Genomic DNA, 15465 nt, shown 5'->3' on the forward strand with positions numbered 1-15465 from the left:
ATCGAACCTATTTCACTAGACTCTTCTCCAACGCTTATTGGTTGAGGAGTCTTGAACATGGGTTTGCTAGTCGAAGGTCAATGGCAGGACAAGTGGTACGAAAGCAGCAAGGACGGCGCGTTCCAGCGTGAACAGGCGCAGCGGCGCAACTGGGTGACCGCTGACGGCCAGCCGGGACCGAGCGGTGTCGGTGGCTTTGCCGCCGAAGCCGGGCGCTACCACCTCTATGTTTCCCTGGCCTGTCCGTGGGCCCATCGCACGCTGATCCTGCGCAAGCTCAAGGGGCTGGAAAGCCTGATCGATGTGTCGGTGGTCAGCTGGCTGATGCTGGAAAACGGCTGGACCTTCGACAAGACCCTGGGCTCCACCGGCGACAAGCTCGACAACTTCCAGTTCATGCACCAGCGCTACACCGCCGACACCGCCGACTACACCGGTCGCGTAACCGTGCCGGTACTTTGGGACAAGCAGCACAAGCGCATCGTCAGCAATGAATCGGCGGAAATCATCCGCATGTTCAACAGCGCCTTCGATGACCTGACCGGCAACGATCTGGACTTCTATCCGCAACCGCTGCGGGCCGAGATTGACGCGCTGAACGAGCGCATTTATCCGGCAGTGAACAACGGCGTGTACCGCGCCGGGTTCGCCACCTCGCAGCAGGCTTACGAAGAGGCCTTCGATGACGTGTTTGCCGAGCTGGATCATCTGGAAACGCTGCTGGGTGCCAATCGTTACCTGGCAGGTGAATACCTGACTGAAGCGGACATCCGCCTGTTCACCACGATGATTCGCTTCGACGCGGTGTACCACGGGCACTTCAAGTGCAATCTGCGACGCATCGCCGATTATCCGAACCTGTCGAACTGGCTGCGAGAGATGTATCAGTGGCCGGGGATCGCCGAGACAGTGGACTTCACCCACATCAAGAACCACTACTACGGCAGTCACAAGACCATCAACCCGACGGGTGTGGTGCCGAAAGGGCCGGAGCAGGATTTCACCGTGGCCCATGATCGGGATCGATTGAATGGGAAAGGGGTCTGGAATCGGGGCTGACAGCCCAAAAGCAAAAGATCGCAGCCTTCGGCTGCTCCTACAGGGTGTACACCTTACCCATGCAGGAGCTGCCGAAGGCTGCGATCTTTTCCAACAGGCAACAAATGACTCAGACCTGCCCCTGCGCCCCTTCAAACCACGCCAGCTTCTCGCGCAACTGCACCACTTCCCCCACGATCACCAGCGTCGGCGCATGCACTTCATGCTCCGCCACCAGTTTCGGCAGGTCCGCCAGTGTGCCGGTGAACACCCGCTGATTGACGGTGGTGCCCTGCTGGATCAAGGCCGCCGGGGTATCCGCGGCGCGACCGTGTTGAATCAGCTGTTCGCAGATGATCGGCAAGCCCACCAGGCCCATGTAGAACACCAGGGTCTGTGCCGGCGCCACCAGGTCCGCCCACGGCAGATCGGTGGAACCGTCCTTGAGGTGACCGGTGACAAAACGCACCGATTGCGCGTAGTCGCGGTGAGTCAGCGGAATCCCGGCGTAAGCCGCGCAACCGCTGGCTGCCGTGATGCCTGGCACCACCTGGAACGGGATGCCCTGGGCCGCCAGTTCCTCGATCTCTTCCCCGCCACGGCCGAAGATGAACGGATCACCGCCCTTCAACCGCACCACGCGCTTGCCCGCCTTGGCCAGATCCACCAGTTGCTGGTTGATCTGATCCTGCGGCACGGCGTGATCGGCGCGACGCTTGCCGACGTAAACCCGCTCGGCATCGCGACGGCACAGTTCGAGAATCGCCGGTGCCACCAGACGGTCGTACAGCACCACGTCGGCTTGTTGCATCAGGCGCAAGGCACGGAAAGTCAGCAAGTCAGGATCACCCGGACCTGCGCCCACCAGATACACCTCACCGGTAGCCACCGGTGCTTCGCCATCCACTTTCGCCTGCAACAGACGCTCGGCTTCGGCGCCCTGCCCGGCCAGTTGCCGGTCGGCAATGGGGCCCTGGAACACGTCTTCCCAGAACGCACGGCGCTGCTGCACGTCCGGGAACAGCTTCTTCACCTGATGACGGAAACGCGCCGCCAGACCGGCCAGTTGACCGTAGGTAGAAGGAATCCAGGTTTCAATCTTGGCGCGGATCAGGCGAGCCAGCACCGGCGCATCGCCACCGCTGGACACGGCAATGATCAGCGGCGAACGGTCGACGATCGCCGGGAAGATCACGCTGCACAGGGACGGCGCGTCAACCACGTTGACCGGCACGCAACGCCGATGGGCATCGGCGGACACTTGCGCGTTGAGCGACTCGTCATCGGTGGCGGCAATGATCAGCCCGCAACCGTCCAGGTCTGCCTCGACGTAACCGCGCGGCACGCACTCGCCACCGCTGGCGGCAACCAGTTCGCGCAATTGCTGTTCGATTTGAGGTGCGACCACCCGCAGCAGCGCACCGGCATCGGCCAGCAGGCGAGATTTGCGCAAGGCAATCTCCCCCCCGCCGACGACCAACACACGACTGCCGCGCAGGTTATGGAAGAGCGGCAGATAGTCCATTTAGCCGATGACCTCGAGGCCACCCATGTATGGCTTCAGCACGTCCGGTACACGGATCGAACCGTCGGCCTGCTGGTAGTTTTCCAGCACCGCCACCAGCGTACGACCCACTGCCAGGCCGGAGCCGTTCAGGGTGTGCACCAGTTCCGGCTTGCCGGTTTCCGGGTTGCGGAAACGCGCCTGCATGCGGCGGGCCTGGAAGTCGCCGCAGTTGGAGCACGACGAAATTTCACGGTACTTGTCCTGGCTCGGAATCCACACTTCCAGGTCGTAGGTCTTGACGGCGCTGAAGCCCATGTCGCCGGTGCACAGCGCCAGGGTGCGGTAAGGCAGTTGCAGCAGTTGCAGGACTTTCTCGGCGTTGGCGGTCAGGCTTTCCAGCGCTTCCATGGATTTGCCCGGCTCGACGATCTGCACCATCTCGACCTTGTCGAACTGGTGCTGGCGAATCATGCCGCGGGTATCACGACCCGATGCACCGGCTTCGCTGCGGAAGCATGGCGTGTGGGCGACAAACTTGATCGGCAGCAGTTTCGAATCGACGATTTCGCCAGCGACGATGTTGGTCAGCGACACTTCGGCGGTCGGGATCAGGTACAGGTCGGCTTCGCCTTCGCGGCCGATCTTGAACAGGTCTTCCTCGAATTTCGGCAACTGACCGGTGCCTTGCAGGGCCGGAGCCTGGACCAGATAAGGCGTGTACGCCTCTTCATAGCCGTGCTCGGTCACGTGCAGGTTGATCATGAATTGCGCCAGAGCGCGGTGCAGGCGGGCGATCGGGCCACGCAGCAGGGCGAAGCGTGCGCCGGACAGCTTGGCGGCGGTTTCGAAGTCCAGCCAGCCGAACTTCTCGCCCAGGGCGACGTGGTCCTGGACCGGGAAATCGAAGGCGGTCGGCGTGCCCCAGCGGCGCACTTCGACGTTGCCGTCTTCGTCTTCGCCGACCGGTACCGACTCGTGCGGCAGGTTGGGGATGCCCAGCAGGATCGAATCCAGCTCGGACTGGATCGCATCCAGTTCGGTTTTACCGGCACTCAATTCGTTCGCCATGCGCTCGACGTCAGCCATCAACGGCGCGATGTCTTCGCCGCGCTGCTTGGCCTGACCGATGGATTTGGAGCGCGCGTTACGTTCAGCCTGCAGTGCTTCGGTGCGGGTCTGGACGGTCTTGCGCTGTTCTTCCAGCGCTTCGATGCGCGCGACGTCCAGGGCAAAGCCACGGGAAGCCAGGCGGTCCGCTACGTCCTGAAGGTTGCTACGTAACAGTTTGGAATCGAGCATGTCGGTTTCTCGTTATCAAAGTTTGGTCAGGGACAGGCCGGCCCAGGTGGCGAGCAGCCCGCCGAATACGCTGATGGCCGCGTAGCCCAGGGCCAGCGGCACTTGCCCGCTTTCCAGCAGACGCACCGTATCCAGTGAAAAGGATGAAAAAGTCGTCAGCCCTCCGAGGAAGCCGACGATCAACCCGGCACGTACCTCGAGCGGCACCTCCGGGCGAATCAAAAACAGACCGTATAGAACGCCGATCAGCAAACAGCCCACGATATTAACGGCCAGCGTCGCGGTATAGAAGTGCCGCGGCCAATTCGCGTTGATCCAGTTACCCGTGGCGAAGCGCAACAGGGTGCCGGCCATCCCGCCGACGGAAACAGCAATGATCAGGGGAACCACTATTTTCTCCGCTGCCGGGGGCTTAGACGATCGAGTTGGGCCAGGTGGTTGAGCTTCTCGCCGATCTTCAATTCCAGACCGCGAGGCACCGGCTGGTAGAACGGAATCGGGTCGAGTTCTTCCGGGAAATAGTCTTCACCGGCGGCGTAGGCGTCCGGTTCGTCGTGGGCGTAGCGGTATTCGTCGCCGTAGCCCAGCTGTTTCATCAGTTTGGTCGGCGCGTTGCGCAGGTGCAGCGGCACTTCCAGCGAGCCGTGCTCGGCGGCGGCGCGCAGCGCGGTCTTGAAGCCCATGTACACCGCGTTGCTTTTCGGTGCGCAGGCCAGATAAGTGATGGCCTGGGCCACCGCCAACTCGCCTTCGGGACTGCCCAGGCGCTCCTGCACTTCCCACGCCGCCAGGCACAGGCTCAGGGCGCGGGGGTCGGCGTTGCCGATGTCTTCGCTGGCCATGCGCACCACGCGCCGGGCCAGGTACAGCGGATCGCAACCGCCGTCGATCATCCGCGCAAACCAGTACAGCGCGCCGTCGGGATTGGAGCCACGCACCGATTTGTGCAGCGCGGAGATCTGGTCGTAGAAGGCTTCGCCGCCCTTGTCGAAACGGCGGCGGGTGTCGCCGAGCAGGCTTTGCAGCAGATCGACGCCCATCTCGCTGTTGTCTTCAGCCAGGTCCGAGGCGTTTTCCAGCAGGTTCAGCAAGCGCCGGCCATCGCCATCGGCAGCCGATAGCAGCATCTGGAAGCCTTCATCGCTGAGGGTCAGCTTGCGCTTGCCCAGGCCCCGCTCTTCGGTCAGCGCGCGGTGTACCAGTTTGCGCAGCGCCGTTTCGTCGAGGCTTTTGAGCACATAGACGCGGGCACGGGAAAGCAATGCATTGTTGAGCTCGAACGAGGGGTTTTCGGTGGTCGCGCCGATGAAAATCAGCGTGCCGTCTTCGACATAGGGCAGGAATGCGTCCTGCTGGGATTTGTTGAAGCGGTGCACTTCGTCGACGAACAGGATCGTGCGGCGGCCGTACTGGGCGGCCTGCTGCTTGGCGATTTCCACCGCCTGACGAATTTCCTTGACCCCCGCCAGCACCGCCGAGACCGTTTCGAAGTGCGCATCCGAGACTTCCGCCAGCAACCGCGCCAGGGTGGTCTTGCCCACACCGGGCGGTCCCCAGAAGATCATCGAATGCAGGGCACCCTGCTCCAGGGCTTCGCGCAAAGGCTTGCCGCGAGCCAGCACATGCTCCTGACCGACGTACTCGTCCAGATTGGTCGCACGCAAACGCGCGGCCAGTGGCTGGGAGATCGGGGCGCTGCGAAACAGGTCCATCACGTACCTTTGAAACCTCGATTGATTACTTCGCTTTCATGCCAGGCGCAAAACCTGTGGTGAGGGGGGGTTACCCCCTCACCACAAAAGACCGATTGCAACAGGGGGGCCGCGTCTTATTCCTGAATCACGTCCGCCCCTTTCGGGATATCGAACTTGAACTTGGACGCCGGGATCGGTTCGTTGGCCTTCACGCCGGTGAACAGGATGTTGGTGCGCTGGCCGACGCTGTCGATCAGTTGCATATCATTGACCAGACCATTGCGGAACGACAGGCGCAGGCTGTCGAACAGGGTGTCCTTGGTTTTCGGCTTGAGGGTGAAGTCGATCACGCCGCCGGCTTCCTTGGCGCTGATGTCGAAGCTCTGGCTGATCTTGGACACGTCACCGGACAGCAACAGGGCCGGGGTCTGGGTCAGGCGTACGTCCAGCTTCTTGATGGTCGCCTGCTCCAGGTCCGGGTCCCACAGGGTGACCTTGGCGCCATCCGACACCACCAGTTGCTCCTGAGGCGCATCGGTGTGCCAGTAGAACAGGCCCGGGCGCTGCAGCGACATCTGCCCGGCGGTTTCCTGCAACTGGGTGCCGGTGCCGTCCAGGGTCAGCTGGGAGAAACGTGCGCTCAAGGTCTGGGATTTTTCCAGCAGTTGAGTCAGACGCGCCACGTCCTTGTCATCGGCGTGGGCCGAGAGGGTGGTCAAAGCCAGTACCGGCAGCAACAACATGCGGATCAGACGCATGGGAGTCCTCATAACATTCGTGGGAGTGCGGGTGGTGCCTGACGGCCCCACCCTTTCAAAATCCGGTCAGTCGCGCACCGGGCCAGGGGCCAGGACTTCACGCGAACCGTTGGTGTTCATTGCTGTCACGACCCCGGCCATTTCCATGGCTTCGATCATGCGCGCGGCGCGGTTGTAGCCGATCTTCAGCTTGCGCTGAACCGCGGAAATGGAAGCGCGGCGGCTTTCCAGAACGAACTGCACCGCCTCGTCATACAGCGCGTCAGCCTCGGGGTCGTCGCCTTCGCCACCGCCGCTGCTGCCTTCGAAACCGCTGCCCGCCTCTTCGACACCGTTGAGGATGTCATCGTTGTACTCAGGCGCTCCTCGCAGTTTCCAGGCTTCCACCACGCGATGCACTTCATCGTCGGAAACGAACGCGCCGTGAACCCGGATCGGCAGGCTGGTGCCCGGCGGCATGTAGAGCATGTCACCGTGACCCAGCAGCTGTTCGGCGCCGCCCTGGTCGATGATGGTCCGCGAGTCGATCTTGCTCGATACCTGGAACGCCATGCGGGTCGGGATGTTGGCCTTGATCAGACCGGTGATCACATCCACCGATGGACGCTGGGTCGCGAGGATCAGGTGGATACCCGCCGCCCGCGCCTTCTGGGCGATACGGGCGATCAGTTCTTCTACCTTCTTGCCGACGATCATCATCATGTCGGCGAATTCGTCGACCACCACAACGATGGTCGGCAGCTTGCTCAGCAATGGCGCTTCGTCGTGGATGCTTTCGCGCTTGTACAGCGGATCGCTCAACGGCTCGCCGGCCTCGATGGCTTCCTTGACCTTGGCGTTGAAGCCCGACAGGTTCCGCACACCCAGCTTGGCCATCAGCTTGTAGCGCCGCTCCATCTCGGCAACGCTCCAGCGCAGGGCGTTGGCCGCGTCCTTCATGTCGGTGACCACCGGGCACAGCAGGTGCGGAATGCCTTCGTAGATCGACAGTTCGAGCATCTTCGGGTCGATCATGATCAGCTTGGCGTCGTCGGGACCTGACTTGAACAGGATCGACAGGATCATCGCGTTCACACCCACCGACTTACCGGAACCGGTGGTACCGGCCACCAGCAGGTGAGGCATTTTCGCAAGGTCGGTGATGACCGGCTTGCCGCCGATGTCGTGACCCAGGGCCAGGGTGACCGGCGACTTGAAGTTGTCGTACTCGGGGGTCGACAGCACTTCGGAGAAGCGCACGATCTGCCGGTCTTCGTTGGGAATCTCGATACCGACGGTGGTCTTGCCCGGAATCACCTCGACGACACGCACACTGGTCACGGCCAGGGAACGCGCCAGGTCCTTGGCGAGGTTGGCGATGCGGCTGACCTTGACCCCGGCCGCCGGCTGGATTTCGTAACGGGTAATCACCGGACCCGGGTGGATCGAATCCACGGTGACTTCGACGCCGAACTCCTTGAGCTTGATTTCCAGCAGGTGGCCGACGGCGGCCAGGGACTCCGGCGAGTAATTGAGTTGTTTCTTTTCCGCAGGATCGAGAATCGAGATCGGCGGCAAGGTGCCTTCCACGGCGCTGTCGACGAACAATGGCGCCTGTTTCTCTTTCTCCACGCGCTTGCTCGGTGCAGGCGGCTTGACCGGTGCCGGGGCGATGACCGGCGGCACCTGCTTCTCGCGCTCGGACATGTGCTTGCTCAGGGCCTGCTCACGCTCGATCAAACGTTCCTTGACCTTGGCCTGCTCGCGCTTGTCGGTAACGGTCGGTGCGACCACTTCATGCACGCGATCGTCGACTTCGCGCAATTGCGCGACCAGCTGCTTGCGCTCGGTACGGGCCGCCCACCAGCGATTGGCGGCGCCCTGGAAGACTTCGAACAGGTCGAGGGTAATCTTGCCGGTGACGTCCATCACCTTGAACCACGACAGGTCGGTGAACACCGTCAGGCCGAACAGGAACAGGGCAATGAACAACAGCGTGCTGCCCTGGATATTCAGGGCGTTGCGGGCCAGATCCCCCAAACTTTCGCCCAGCGCACCGCCAGCCCCGGCGGGCAGGCCGGTCGCGGCATGGAAATGAATATGCGCCAGGGCGGCGCCGGACAGGACCAGGAACACCAGTCCGATCAGGCGCCAGGAGAACAGCCAGCCGCTCCACTGCCACGGCTCGTGGCGTTGACGGAAGATCTGATAGGCCTTGATCGCCAGCAACAACGGGAAGATGTAAGCGAAGTAACCCAGCACCATGAACAGGATGTCGGCACTGTAGGAGCCCGCCGGGCCGCCGAAATTCTGCACGTCGTCGATCTTGCTGTTATGGCTCCAGCCCGGATCGTCCTTGCCGTAGGTCAGCAAGGCCATCATCAGGAACAGGCACAACGCACCGATGGCGATCAATGCACCTTCCTTGAGCCGGTAGTGCAAGTGCTGGCGCCAGAGCGGGACGACTGTCTTGGGTGCTTCGGTGGATTTCTTCAAAACGCTTCTATTCCTGCGCCAATGGCGCGTCCATCTGGTGAATGTCTAAAAACTGCCCAATCCAGGCAGGTAAAAAAGTGAAGACGCTTAACTGGGACTACTTTTAACACTGCACCCGCGCTTTTATAAACACGAAGCGCAACGCTACTTTTCATACGAGCTTGTTACAAGCACTGTTACAACCGGGCATTGTACGGGTTTGTTCGTTCGATGCCATGTTTGAAACACTGTAAGCAGCATAGTCAAAAGCCCGATACATGCGGCTCAATTTGAGCATGCATTTTCTTTTGTGACAAAGGCTTATGAGGTGTTTTTATGAGCGCAGCGCAACATCACCGCCTGATTATTCTCGGCTCCGGCCCCGCCGGTTACAGCGCCGCCGTGTATGCCGCCCGCGCCAACCTCAAGCCCGTTGTCATCACTGGCATACAGGCAGGTGGCCAGCTCACGACCACGGTCGAAGTCGACAACTGGCCGGGCGATGTCGAAGGTCTCACCGGTCCGGTCCTGATGGATCGCATGCAACGACACGCCGAACGCTTCGATACACAGATCGTTTACGACCATATCCACACCGCCAAGTTGCAACAACGCCCGTTCGAATTGACCGGCGATAGTGGCACTTACACCTGTGATGCACTGATTATTGCCACCGGCGCTTCGGCACAATATCTGGGGCTGCCTTCGGAAGAGACATTTGCCGGCAAGGGCGTTTCCGCCTGCGCGACCTGCGACGGCTTCTTTTATCGCAATCAGGTGGTCGCCGTGATCGGTGGTGGCAATACAGCCGTTGAAGAAGCCTTGTATCTGTCGAACATCGCCAAGGAAGTTCACCTGATTCACCGTCGCGACAAATTGCGTTCCGAGAAGATTCTTCAGGACAAACTCTTCGACAAGGCCGCCAACGGCAATGTTCGCCTGCACTGGAACCAGAATCTGGATGAAGTGCTGGGTGACGCCAGCGGCGTGACCGGCGCCCGCCTGCGTGACAGTCACAGCGGCGAAATCACCGAACTGGCACTGGCGGGCGTGTTCATCGCCATCGGCCACAAACCCAATACCGATCTGTTCGTCGGCCAGCTGGAAATGCGCGACGGTTACTTGCTGGTCAAGGGCGGCAGCGAAGGCGATGCCACTTCGACCGCCATCCCCGGCGTGTTCGCCGCCGGCGACGTGGCCGATCACGTTTATCGTCAGGCGGTGACCTCGGCCGGGGCCGGATGCATGGCAGCCCTTGACGCGGAAAAATACCTCGACGACATTCCCGCTGTTTAACGGCACACTGGTGGCGGGCTCAAGACCCGCCACCGCCCTCCCCTTCTGCAAGCCCGGACGCCATGCTGACTTGGTTACAACGCAATTCCCTGACTTTCCCGCCGCTGGAAAAAGCCATGCGCGACCCCAACGGCTTGCTGGCTGCTGGCGGCGATCTGTCCGCTGATCGGTTGATCCAGGCTTACCGCCACGGCTGCTTCCCCTGGTTTTCCGAAGGCCAGCCGATTCTCTGGTGGTCGCCTGACCCGCGCACCGTTCTGTTTCCCGACGAACTGCATGTTTCCCGCAGCCTGAACAAATTGCTGCGCCAACAACGCTATCAAGTGACCTTCGACCGGGATTTCGCCGCCGTCATCCGCGCCTGCGCCGCGCCACGGGAATACGCCGACGGCACCTGGATCACCGAAGCCATGCAGGATGCCTACCTGCAACTGCACAAGCGCGGTTACGCGCATTCGGTGGAAGTCTGGGACCAGGGCGTGCTCGTCGGCGGCCTGTATGGCCTGGCGATGGGGCAGCTGTTTTTCGGTGAGTCGATGTTCAGCCGCGCCGACAATGCCTCCAAATTCGGCTTCGCGACACTGGTACGCCACCTCAAGGAATCGGGCTTCGTGCTGATCGACTGCCAGATGCCGACCGATCATCTGCACAGCCTGGGCGCACGGTCGATTCCCCGCAGCGCATTCGCCGGCTACCTGGCGCAGTATCTGGATCGGCCCAACCGCGCCACCTGGGTTTGCTGAGCGACTTTCCCCAGCGTGGCTTACAATTAGGGGGCGTTCTGTATTAGTTTCCCCACCGCGCCGGGTCTGCTTTAAGGCGACAACGCGCAGGGGAAACCAATACAGAACGCCCCTACTCAAAAGCTTATCCCGAGGGTTGATCATGACCGAGTTGGCGCGTTTGAAGTTCTATGCCACTCAGCCCCACTCTTGCAGCTATCTGCCTGAGGAGCAGGCCACCACCCTGTTCCTCGATCCCAGCCAGCCCATGGATGTGCATGTCTATGCAGACCTGTCGGAAATGGGTTTTCGTCGCAGTGGCGACCATCTGTATCGACCTCATTGCCAGAACTGCAATGCGTGCGTACCGGCGCGCATCCCTGTGGCGCAATTTGCGCCCAACCGCCAGCAGAAACGCATTTTCAAGCGCAATGCCGACTTGCAGGTTCGCCCGGCCAGGCCGGGTTTCACTGAAGAGTACTTCGACCTTTACCAGCGTTACATCGAACAGCGGCACGCCGACGGCGACATGTACCCGCCCAGCCGCGATCAGTTTTCGACCTTCCTGGTGCGCGACCTGCCGTTTTCGCGCTTCTATGAATTCCGCCTTGATGGCCGGCTGGTGGCGATTGCCGTCACCGACCTTCTGCCGAACGGTCTGTCGGCGGTTTACACCTTCTATGAACCCGAAGAAGAACGACGCAGCCTGGGGCGATTCGCCATTCTCTGGCAGATTGCCGAGGCCCGGCGCCTGGGGCTGGAAGCGGTCTATCTGGGCTACTGGATCAAAAACTGCAAAAAAATGAGCTACAAGACCCAATATCGCCCTATCGAGCTGCTGGTAAACCAGCGCTGGGTTGTTTTGAACTAGCACAGCCCTTTAAACCCCTTGGCTTGCCCCCTACTTTTCGGGCACAATGCACGCCGCTTTTGCCTGGCGCAGTTGCACCGGGCCATTCACTGGACACCGAGGGCTTTACTGCATGTCGAAAGAAGACAGCTTCGAAATGGAAGGCACTGTCGTCGACACCCTGCCAAACACCATGTTTCGCGTGGAATTGGAAAATGGGCACGTCGTTACCGCGCATATCTCCGGCAAGATGCGCAAGAACTACATTCGTATTCTTACCGGTGACAAAGTGCGCGTCGAGCTGACGCCCTATGACTTGAGCAAAGGGCGTATCACTTACCGCGCTCGCTAAGCAAGTCAATACAAGACGCCCGGCTGATGCCGGGCGTTTTTGTTTGTCTGCGATTTGACTTGCTCTCTCTACATGATCGTTCCCACGCTCCGTGTGGGAACGCCTCAACGGACGCTCCGCGTTCGGCTCTGGACCGCTCACCTGCAGGAGCCGAGCTTGCTCGCGATGACGGACTGACGGCCAACATTGATGTCGACTGTCAGGTCGCTATCGCGAGCAAGCTCGGCTCCTACAGGGTATGGGTTGTGTTTCGGATTCAACGGACAACAAAAAGGCGCCAATCGGCGCCTTTCTGTTTTGTTGCGGTTTAACGTCAGGCCATTTCAGCCGTGGTCTCGAAGTCGAAGGTCAGTTCGCCGTCCTTGATGTCGATGTGTACCACACCGCCATGTTCGGCCAGCTCGCCAAAGAGAATCTCCTCCGCCAATGGACGCTTGATCTTGTCCTGGATCAGGCGGGCCATGGGTCGAGCCCCCATCATCGCGTCGTAACCACCGGCCGCCAGCCAGCTGCGAGCAGCATCGGTGACTTCCAGCAATACGCGCTTGTCTTCCAGTTGTGCCTGAAGTTCGATAAGGAACTTGTCCACCACGCTCTTGATGACTTCATGGCTGAGGCGGCCGAACTGGATGATGGTATCCAGACGGTTGCGGAACTCAGGCGTGAAGCTCTTCTTGATCACTTCCATCGCATCGGAAGAGTGATCCTGCAGCGTGAAGCCGATCGAAGCACGTGCCGCGGTTTCCGCACCGGCGTTGGTCGTCATGATGACGATCACGTTACGGAAGTCCGCCTTGCGCCCGTTGTTGTCGGTCAGCGTACCGTGGTCCATGACCTGCAGCAGCAGGTTGAAGACTTCCGGATGCGCCTTCTCGATTTCATCGAGCAGCAGCACGCAGTGCGGTTGCTTGGTGATGGCTTCGGTAAGCAGACCGCCCTGGTCGAACCCGACATAACCTGGAGGCGCACCGATCAGACGCGATACGGTGTGGCGCTCCATGTACTCGGACATGTCGAAGCGAACCAGCTCGACACCCAGCGCCTTGGCCAGTTGCCGCGCCGCCTCGGTCTTGCCGACACCGGTAGGGCCTGCGAACAGGAACGAACCGACCGGCTTGTCCGGCGACTTGAGGCCCGCACGAGACAGCTTGATCGCGGTCGCCAGCGAATCGATCGCCGCATCCTGACCGAACACGGTCAGTTTCAGGTCGCGCTCGAGGTTACGCAGCAGTTCCTTATCGGAACTGGTGACGTGTTTTGGCGGAATCCGCGCGATTTTCGCGACGATGTCCTCGACCTGAGGGACATCGATGCGCTTCACGCGCTTCTCGGCCGGTTGCAGACGCTGGAAGGCGCCCGCCTCGTCGATCACGTCGATGGCCTTGTCCGGCATGTGCCGGTCATTGATGTAGCGCGACGCCAGTTCGGCGGCGGCACGCAGGGCCTCATCGCTGTACTCGATGTTGTGGTGGGTTTCGAACCGCCCTTTCAGGCCGCGCAGGATGCCGATGGTGTCTTCCACCGAAGGCTCTGTCACATCGACCTTCTGGAAGCGCCGTGCCAGCGCACGATCCTTCTCGAAGATGCCGCGGAATTCCTGGAAGGTGGTCGAGCCGATGCAACGGATATCACCGGAGGACAGCAGCGGCTTGAGCAGGTTCGAGGCATCCATGACGCCCCCGGACGCGGCACCCGCACCGATGATGGTGTGGATCTCGTCGATGAACAGGATGGCCTGCGGGCGCTTTTTCAGCTCGTTGAGCAGCGCCTTGAAGCGCTTCTCGAAATCACCGCGGTACTTGGTGCCGGCGAGCAGCGCACCCAGATCCAGTGAATAAACGACGCTGTTGCTCAGCAGGTCAGGCACCTGGTTGTCGACAATGCGTTTGGCCAGGCCTTCGGCAATCGCGGTTTTACCCACGCCTGCCTCGCCCACCAGCAGCGGATTGTTCTTGCGACGACGCGCCAGGATCTGCGCAACGCGCTCGACTTCCAGCTCACGACCCACCAATGGGTCGATACGCCCTTGGCGCGCGAGCTCATTGAGGTTGCTGGCATAGGCATCCAGAGGATTGCTTGAAGAAGAAGACTCGCCGCCCTCGTCGTCCTGCATATCTTGTTCGCCCTCGGAGTGATCGCCGTGCCCTGGCACCTTGGAGATGCCGTGGGCGATGTAGTTGACGACATCGATACGGGCAACGCTCTGCTGTTTCAACAGGAACACTGCCTGACTCTCTTGCTCACTGAAGATAGCGACCAGCACGTTGGCGCCAGTCACTTCGCGTTTGCCCGAGCTCTGTACGTGAAACACAGCACGCTGCAGCACACGCTGGAAGCCCAGGGTTGGCTGGGTTTCGCGATCTTCGTCATGCACGGGGATCAATGGCGTGGTGGAGTCGATGAACTCCTGCAGGTCATGCTTGAGTTTGTCGAGGTTTGCGCCGCACGCACGCAAAACGGTGGCGGCAGCCTCATTATCCAATAGGGCCAGCAGGAGATGCTCGACGGTCATGAATTCATGACGCTTCGAACGTGCCTCCTTGAAGGCAAGATTGAGGGTGACTTCGAGCTCGCGGTTTAACATAGCTTCACCTCATACCCAAGTGTCCGGCGATTAACCGTCCTTCTCGATTTCACAGAGTAGCGGATGCTGGCTTTCCCTGGCGTATTGGTTGACCTGCATGGCCTTGGTCTCGGCGATGTCGCGGGTAAACACTCCACATACTGCCCGTCCTTCGGTATGGACGGCCAGCATGACCTTGGTCGCCAGCTCGCGATTCAGGTTAAAAAACACCTCGAGCACTTCGACGACGAAATCCATCGGTGTGTAGTCATCATTAAACAAAACCACCTTGTACATCGGCGGCGCCTGTAAAGCAGGCTTGGCCTCCTGAACAGCAATGCCTGCGGAATCGTCGTCGTGTTCCTCCGGGTGGTCCTTTTGGAGAAACGGGCGATCCTGATTGAATGTTAGTCGAATCTGGCTGATTGCATGCATGGAAAGAAAGGTTCGTCTGTTGTGCGAATACAGTGGTGGGGGCGGCCCCGGGCGATTTCAACTCCGACTGCCGGGTCAACTTGACTATCGGCAAAACGGTGTTACAACCAATAGAGCCCACAGTGGGTAAAAAAGATCCGCGGAGTCAACTTCTTTTCGAAAAACGACTGCGGATGGACTGGATGATACTCCAGTGATGGGGTCTGTTGCAGAGGGATATGAGCATGGCGTTCGGCAAGGTGAAATGGTTCAACAATGCCAAGGGATACGGCTTCATCAACGAGGATGGCAAGACAGAAGACCTGTTTGCCCACTACTCGGCCATCAGGATGGACGGTTACAAGACACTGAAGGCAGGCCAGGCTGTCTCCTTCAATATCATCCAGGGACCCAAGGGCCTGCACGCGGTCGAGATTCACGACGCCGCGGTCAAGAACGCTGATAAAGCGGCAGTCGCGGCGCCCAACAGCGCCCATGACACTGCACTGAGCTGACCG

General features: G+C 60.5%; 14 protein-coding genes. 6 read left to right on the plus strand and 8 right to left on the minus strand.

All coding sequences use genetic code 11. The features are described from left to right. Positions 1-57: 57 nt before the first annotated feature. Positions 58-1059, plus strand: a complete 1002-nt coding sequence (locus tag HNO86_RS13020; RefSeq protein WP_175377363.1) for a glutathione S-transferase family protein — start codon at positions 58-60, stop codon at positions 1057-1059. Positions 1060-1168: 109 nt separating this feature from the next. Here HNO86_RS13020 and cysG read toward each other — a convergent pair whose 3' ends face one another. The 6 genes from cysG to HNO86_RS13050 all read right to left on the minus strand — a co-directional run bounded on the left by cysG (position 1169) and on the right by HNO86_RS13050 (position 8771). Further along, positions 1169-2563 (minus strand): siroheme synthase CysG, encoded by a 1395-nt coding sequence (gene cysG, locus HNO86_RS13025; RefSeq protein WP_175377364.1) that lies wholly within the window; start codon positions 2561-2563, stop codon positions 1169-1171. After that, positions 2564-3844: a serine--tRNA ligase gene (gene serS, locus HNO86_RS13030; protein ID WP_175377365.1), complete on the minus strand. Its 1281-nt coding sequence runs from the start codon at positions 3842-3844 to the stop codon at positions 2564-2566. It lies immediately after the preceding gene. A 15-nt stretch (positions 3845-3859) separates the two neighbouring features. Beyond that, positions 3860-4234, minus strand: a complete 375-nt coding sequence (gene crcB, locus HNO86_RS13035) for a fluoride efflux transporter CrcB (RefSeq protein ID WP_175377366.1) — start codon at positions 4232-4234, stop codon at positions 3860-3862. Beyond that, positions 4234-5556: a replication-associated recombination protein A gene (locus tag HNO86_RS13040; protein ID WP_175377367.1), complete on the minus strand. Its 1323-nt coding sequence runs from the start codon at positions 5554-5556 to the stop codon at positions 4234-4236. Before HNO86_RS13040 ends, crcB begins: the two co-directional genes overlap by 1 nt. A 116-nt stretch (positions 5557-5672) precedes the next feature. Continuing rightward, positions 5673-6296, minus strand: a complete 624-nt coding sequence (gene lolA / locus HNO86_RS13045) for an outer membrane lipoprotein chaperone LolA (protein WP_110963719.1) — start codon at positions 6294-6296, stop codon at positions 5673-5675. A 66-nt stretch (positions 6297-6362) separates the two neighbouring features. Further along, positions 6363-8771 carry a DNA translocase FtsK gene (locus tag HNO86_RS13050; protein ID WP_175377368.1) on the minus strand — a complete coding sequence of 803 codons (2409 nt, stop codon included), beginning with the start codon at positions 8769-8771 and terminating at the stop codon, positions 6363-6365. 315 nt (positions 8772-9086) lie between these two features. Between HNO86_RS13050 and trxB the strand changes: the two genes are divergently transcribed. The 4 genes from trxB to infA all read left to right on the plus strand — a co-directional run bounded on the left by trxB (position 9087) and on the right by infA (position 11970). Further along, entirely contained in the window at positions 9087-10046 is a 960-nt protein-coding gene (gene trxB / locus HNO86_RS13055) for a thioredoxin-disulfide reductase (protein WP_175377369.1), read from the plus strand. 62 nt (positions 10047-10108) lie between these two features. Further along, on the plus strand, positions 10109-10789 hold the full coding sequence (gene aat / locus HNO86_RS13060) for a leucyl/phenylalanyl-tRNA--protein transferase (RefSeq protein WP_175377370.1): 681 nt from the start codon (positions 10109-10111) through the stop codon (positions 10787-10789). A gap of 142 nt (positions 10790-10931) precedes the next feature. Continuing rightward, entirely contained in the window at positions 10932-11639 is a 708-nt protein-coding gene (locus HNO86_RS13065) for an arginyltransferase (protein ID WP_175377371.1), read from the plus strand. 112 nt (positions 11640-11751) lie between these two features. Further along, positions 11752-11970 (plus strand): translation initiation factor IF-1, encoded by a 219-nt coding sequence (gene infA, locus HNO86_RS13070; protein WP_002553999.1) that lies wholly within the window; start codon positions 11752-11754, stop codon positions 11968-11970. 313 nt (positions 11971-12283) lie between these two features. On the opposite strand, the gene clpA is transcribed toward infA, so the two are convergent. Together clpA and clpS are read right to left on the minus strand one after the other, a co-directional pair. Further along, positions 12284-14554, minus strand: coding sequence for an ATP-dependent Clp protease ATP-binding subunit ClpA (gene clpA / locus HNO86_RS13075; protein WP_175377372.1), 2271 nt, complete (start codon positions 14552-14554; stop codon positions 12284-12286). Between the two features lie 30 nt (positions 14555-14584). Next, positions 14585-14968 carry an ATP-dependent Clp protease adapter ClpS gene (gene clpS / locus HNO86_RS13080; RefSeq protein ID WP_150768466.1) on the minus strand — a complete coding sequence of 128 codons (384 nt, stop codon included), beginning with the start codon at positions 14966-14968 and terminating at the stop codon, positions 14585-14587. Positions 14969-15192: 224 nt separating this feature from the next. Between clpS and cspD the strand changes: the two genes are divergently transcribed. Further along, positions 15193-15462: a cold shock domain-containing protein CspD gene (cspD, locus tag HNO86_RS13085; protein WP_175377373.1), complete on the plus strand. Its 270-nt coding sequence runs from the start codon at positions 15193-15195 to the stop codon at positions 15460-15462. Positions 15463-15465: the final 3 nt, after the last annotated feature.

The organism is Pseudomonas sp. C1C7, from assembly GCF_013359595.1.
Lineage (GTDB): Bacteria > Pseudomonadota > Gammaproteobacteria > Pseudomonadales > Pseudomonadaceae > Aquipseudomonas.

Excerpts from the sequence above, each read along its gene's own strand:
- HNO86_RS13040 (WP_175377367.1), bottom strand. The coding sequence starts at position 5,556 with ATGGACCTGTTTCGCAGCGCCCCGATCTCCCAGCCACTGGCCGCGCGT.
- cysG (WP_175377364.1), bottom strand. The coding sequence starts at position 2,563 with ATGGACTATCTGCCGCTCTTCCATAACCTGCGCGGCAGTCGTGTGTTG.
- serS (WP_175377365.1), bottom strand. The coding sequence starts at position 3,844 with ATGCTCGATTCCAAACTGTTACGTAGCAACCTTCAGGACGTAGCGGAC.
- cspD (WP_175377373.1), top strand. The coding sequence starts at position 15,193 with ATGGCGTTCGGCAAGGTGAAATGGTTCAACAATGCCAAGGGATACGGC.
- HNO86_RS13065 (WP_175377371.1), top strand. The coding sequence starts at position 10,932 with ATGACCGAGTTGGCGCGTTTGAAGTTCTATGCCACTCAGCCCCACTCT.
- aat (WP_175377370.1), top strand. The coding sequence starts at position 10,109 with ATGCTGACTTGGTTACAACGCAATTCCCTGACTTTCCCGCCGCTGGAA.
- HNO86_RS13020 (WP_175377363.1), top strand. The coding sequence starts at position 58 with ATGGGTTTGCTAGTCGAAGGTCAATGGCAGGACAAGTGGTACGAAAGC.
- infA (WP_002553999.1), top strand. The coding sequence starts at position 11,752 with ATGTCGAAAGAAGACAGCTTCGAAATGGAAGGCACTGTCGTCGACACC.
- clpA (WP_175377372.1), bottom strand. The coding sequence starts at position 14,554 with ATGTTAAACCGCGAGCTCGAAGTCACCCTCAATCTTGCCTTCAAGGAG.
- trxB (WP_175377369.1), top strand. The coding sequence starts at position 9,087 with ATGAGCGCAGCGCAACATCACCGCCTGATTATTCTCGGCTCCGGCCCC.
- lolA (WP_110963719.1), bottom strand. The coding sequence starts at position 6,296 with ATGCGTCTGATCCGCATGTTGTTGCTGCCGGTACTGGCTTTGACCACC.
- clpS (WP_150768466.1), bottom strand. The coding sequence starts at position 14,968 with ATGCATGCAATCAGCCAGATTCGACTAACATTCAATCAGGATCGCCCG.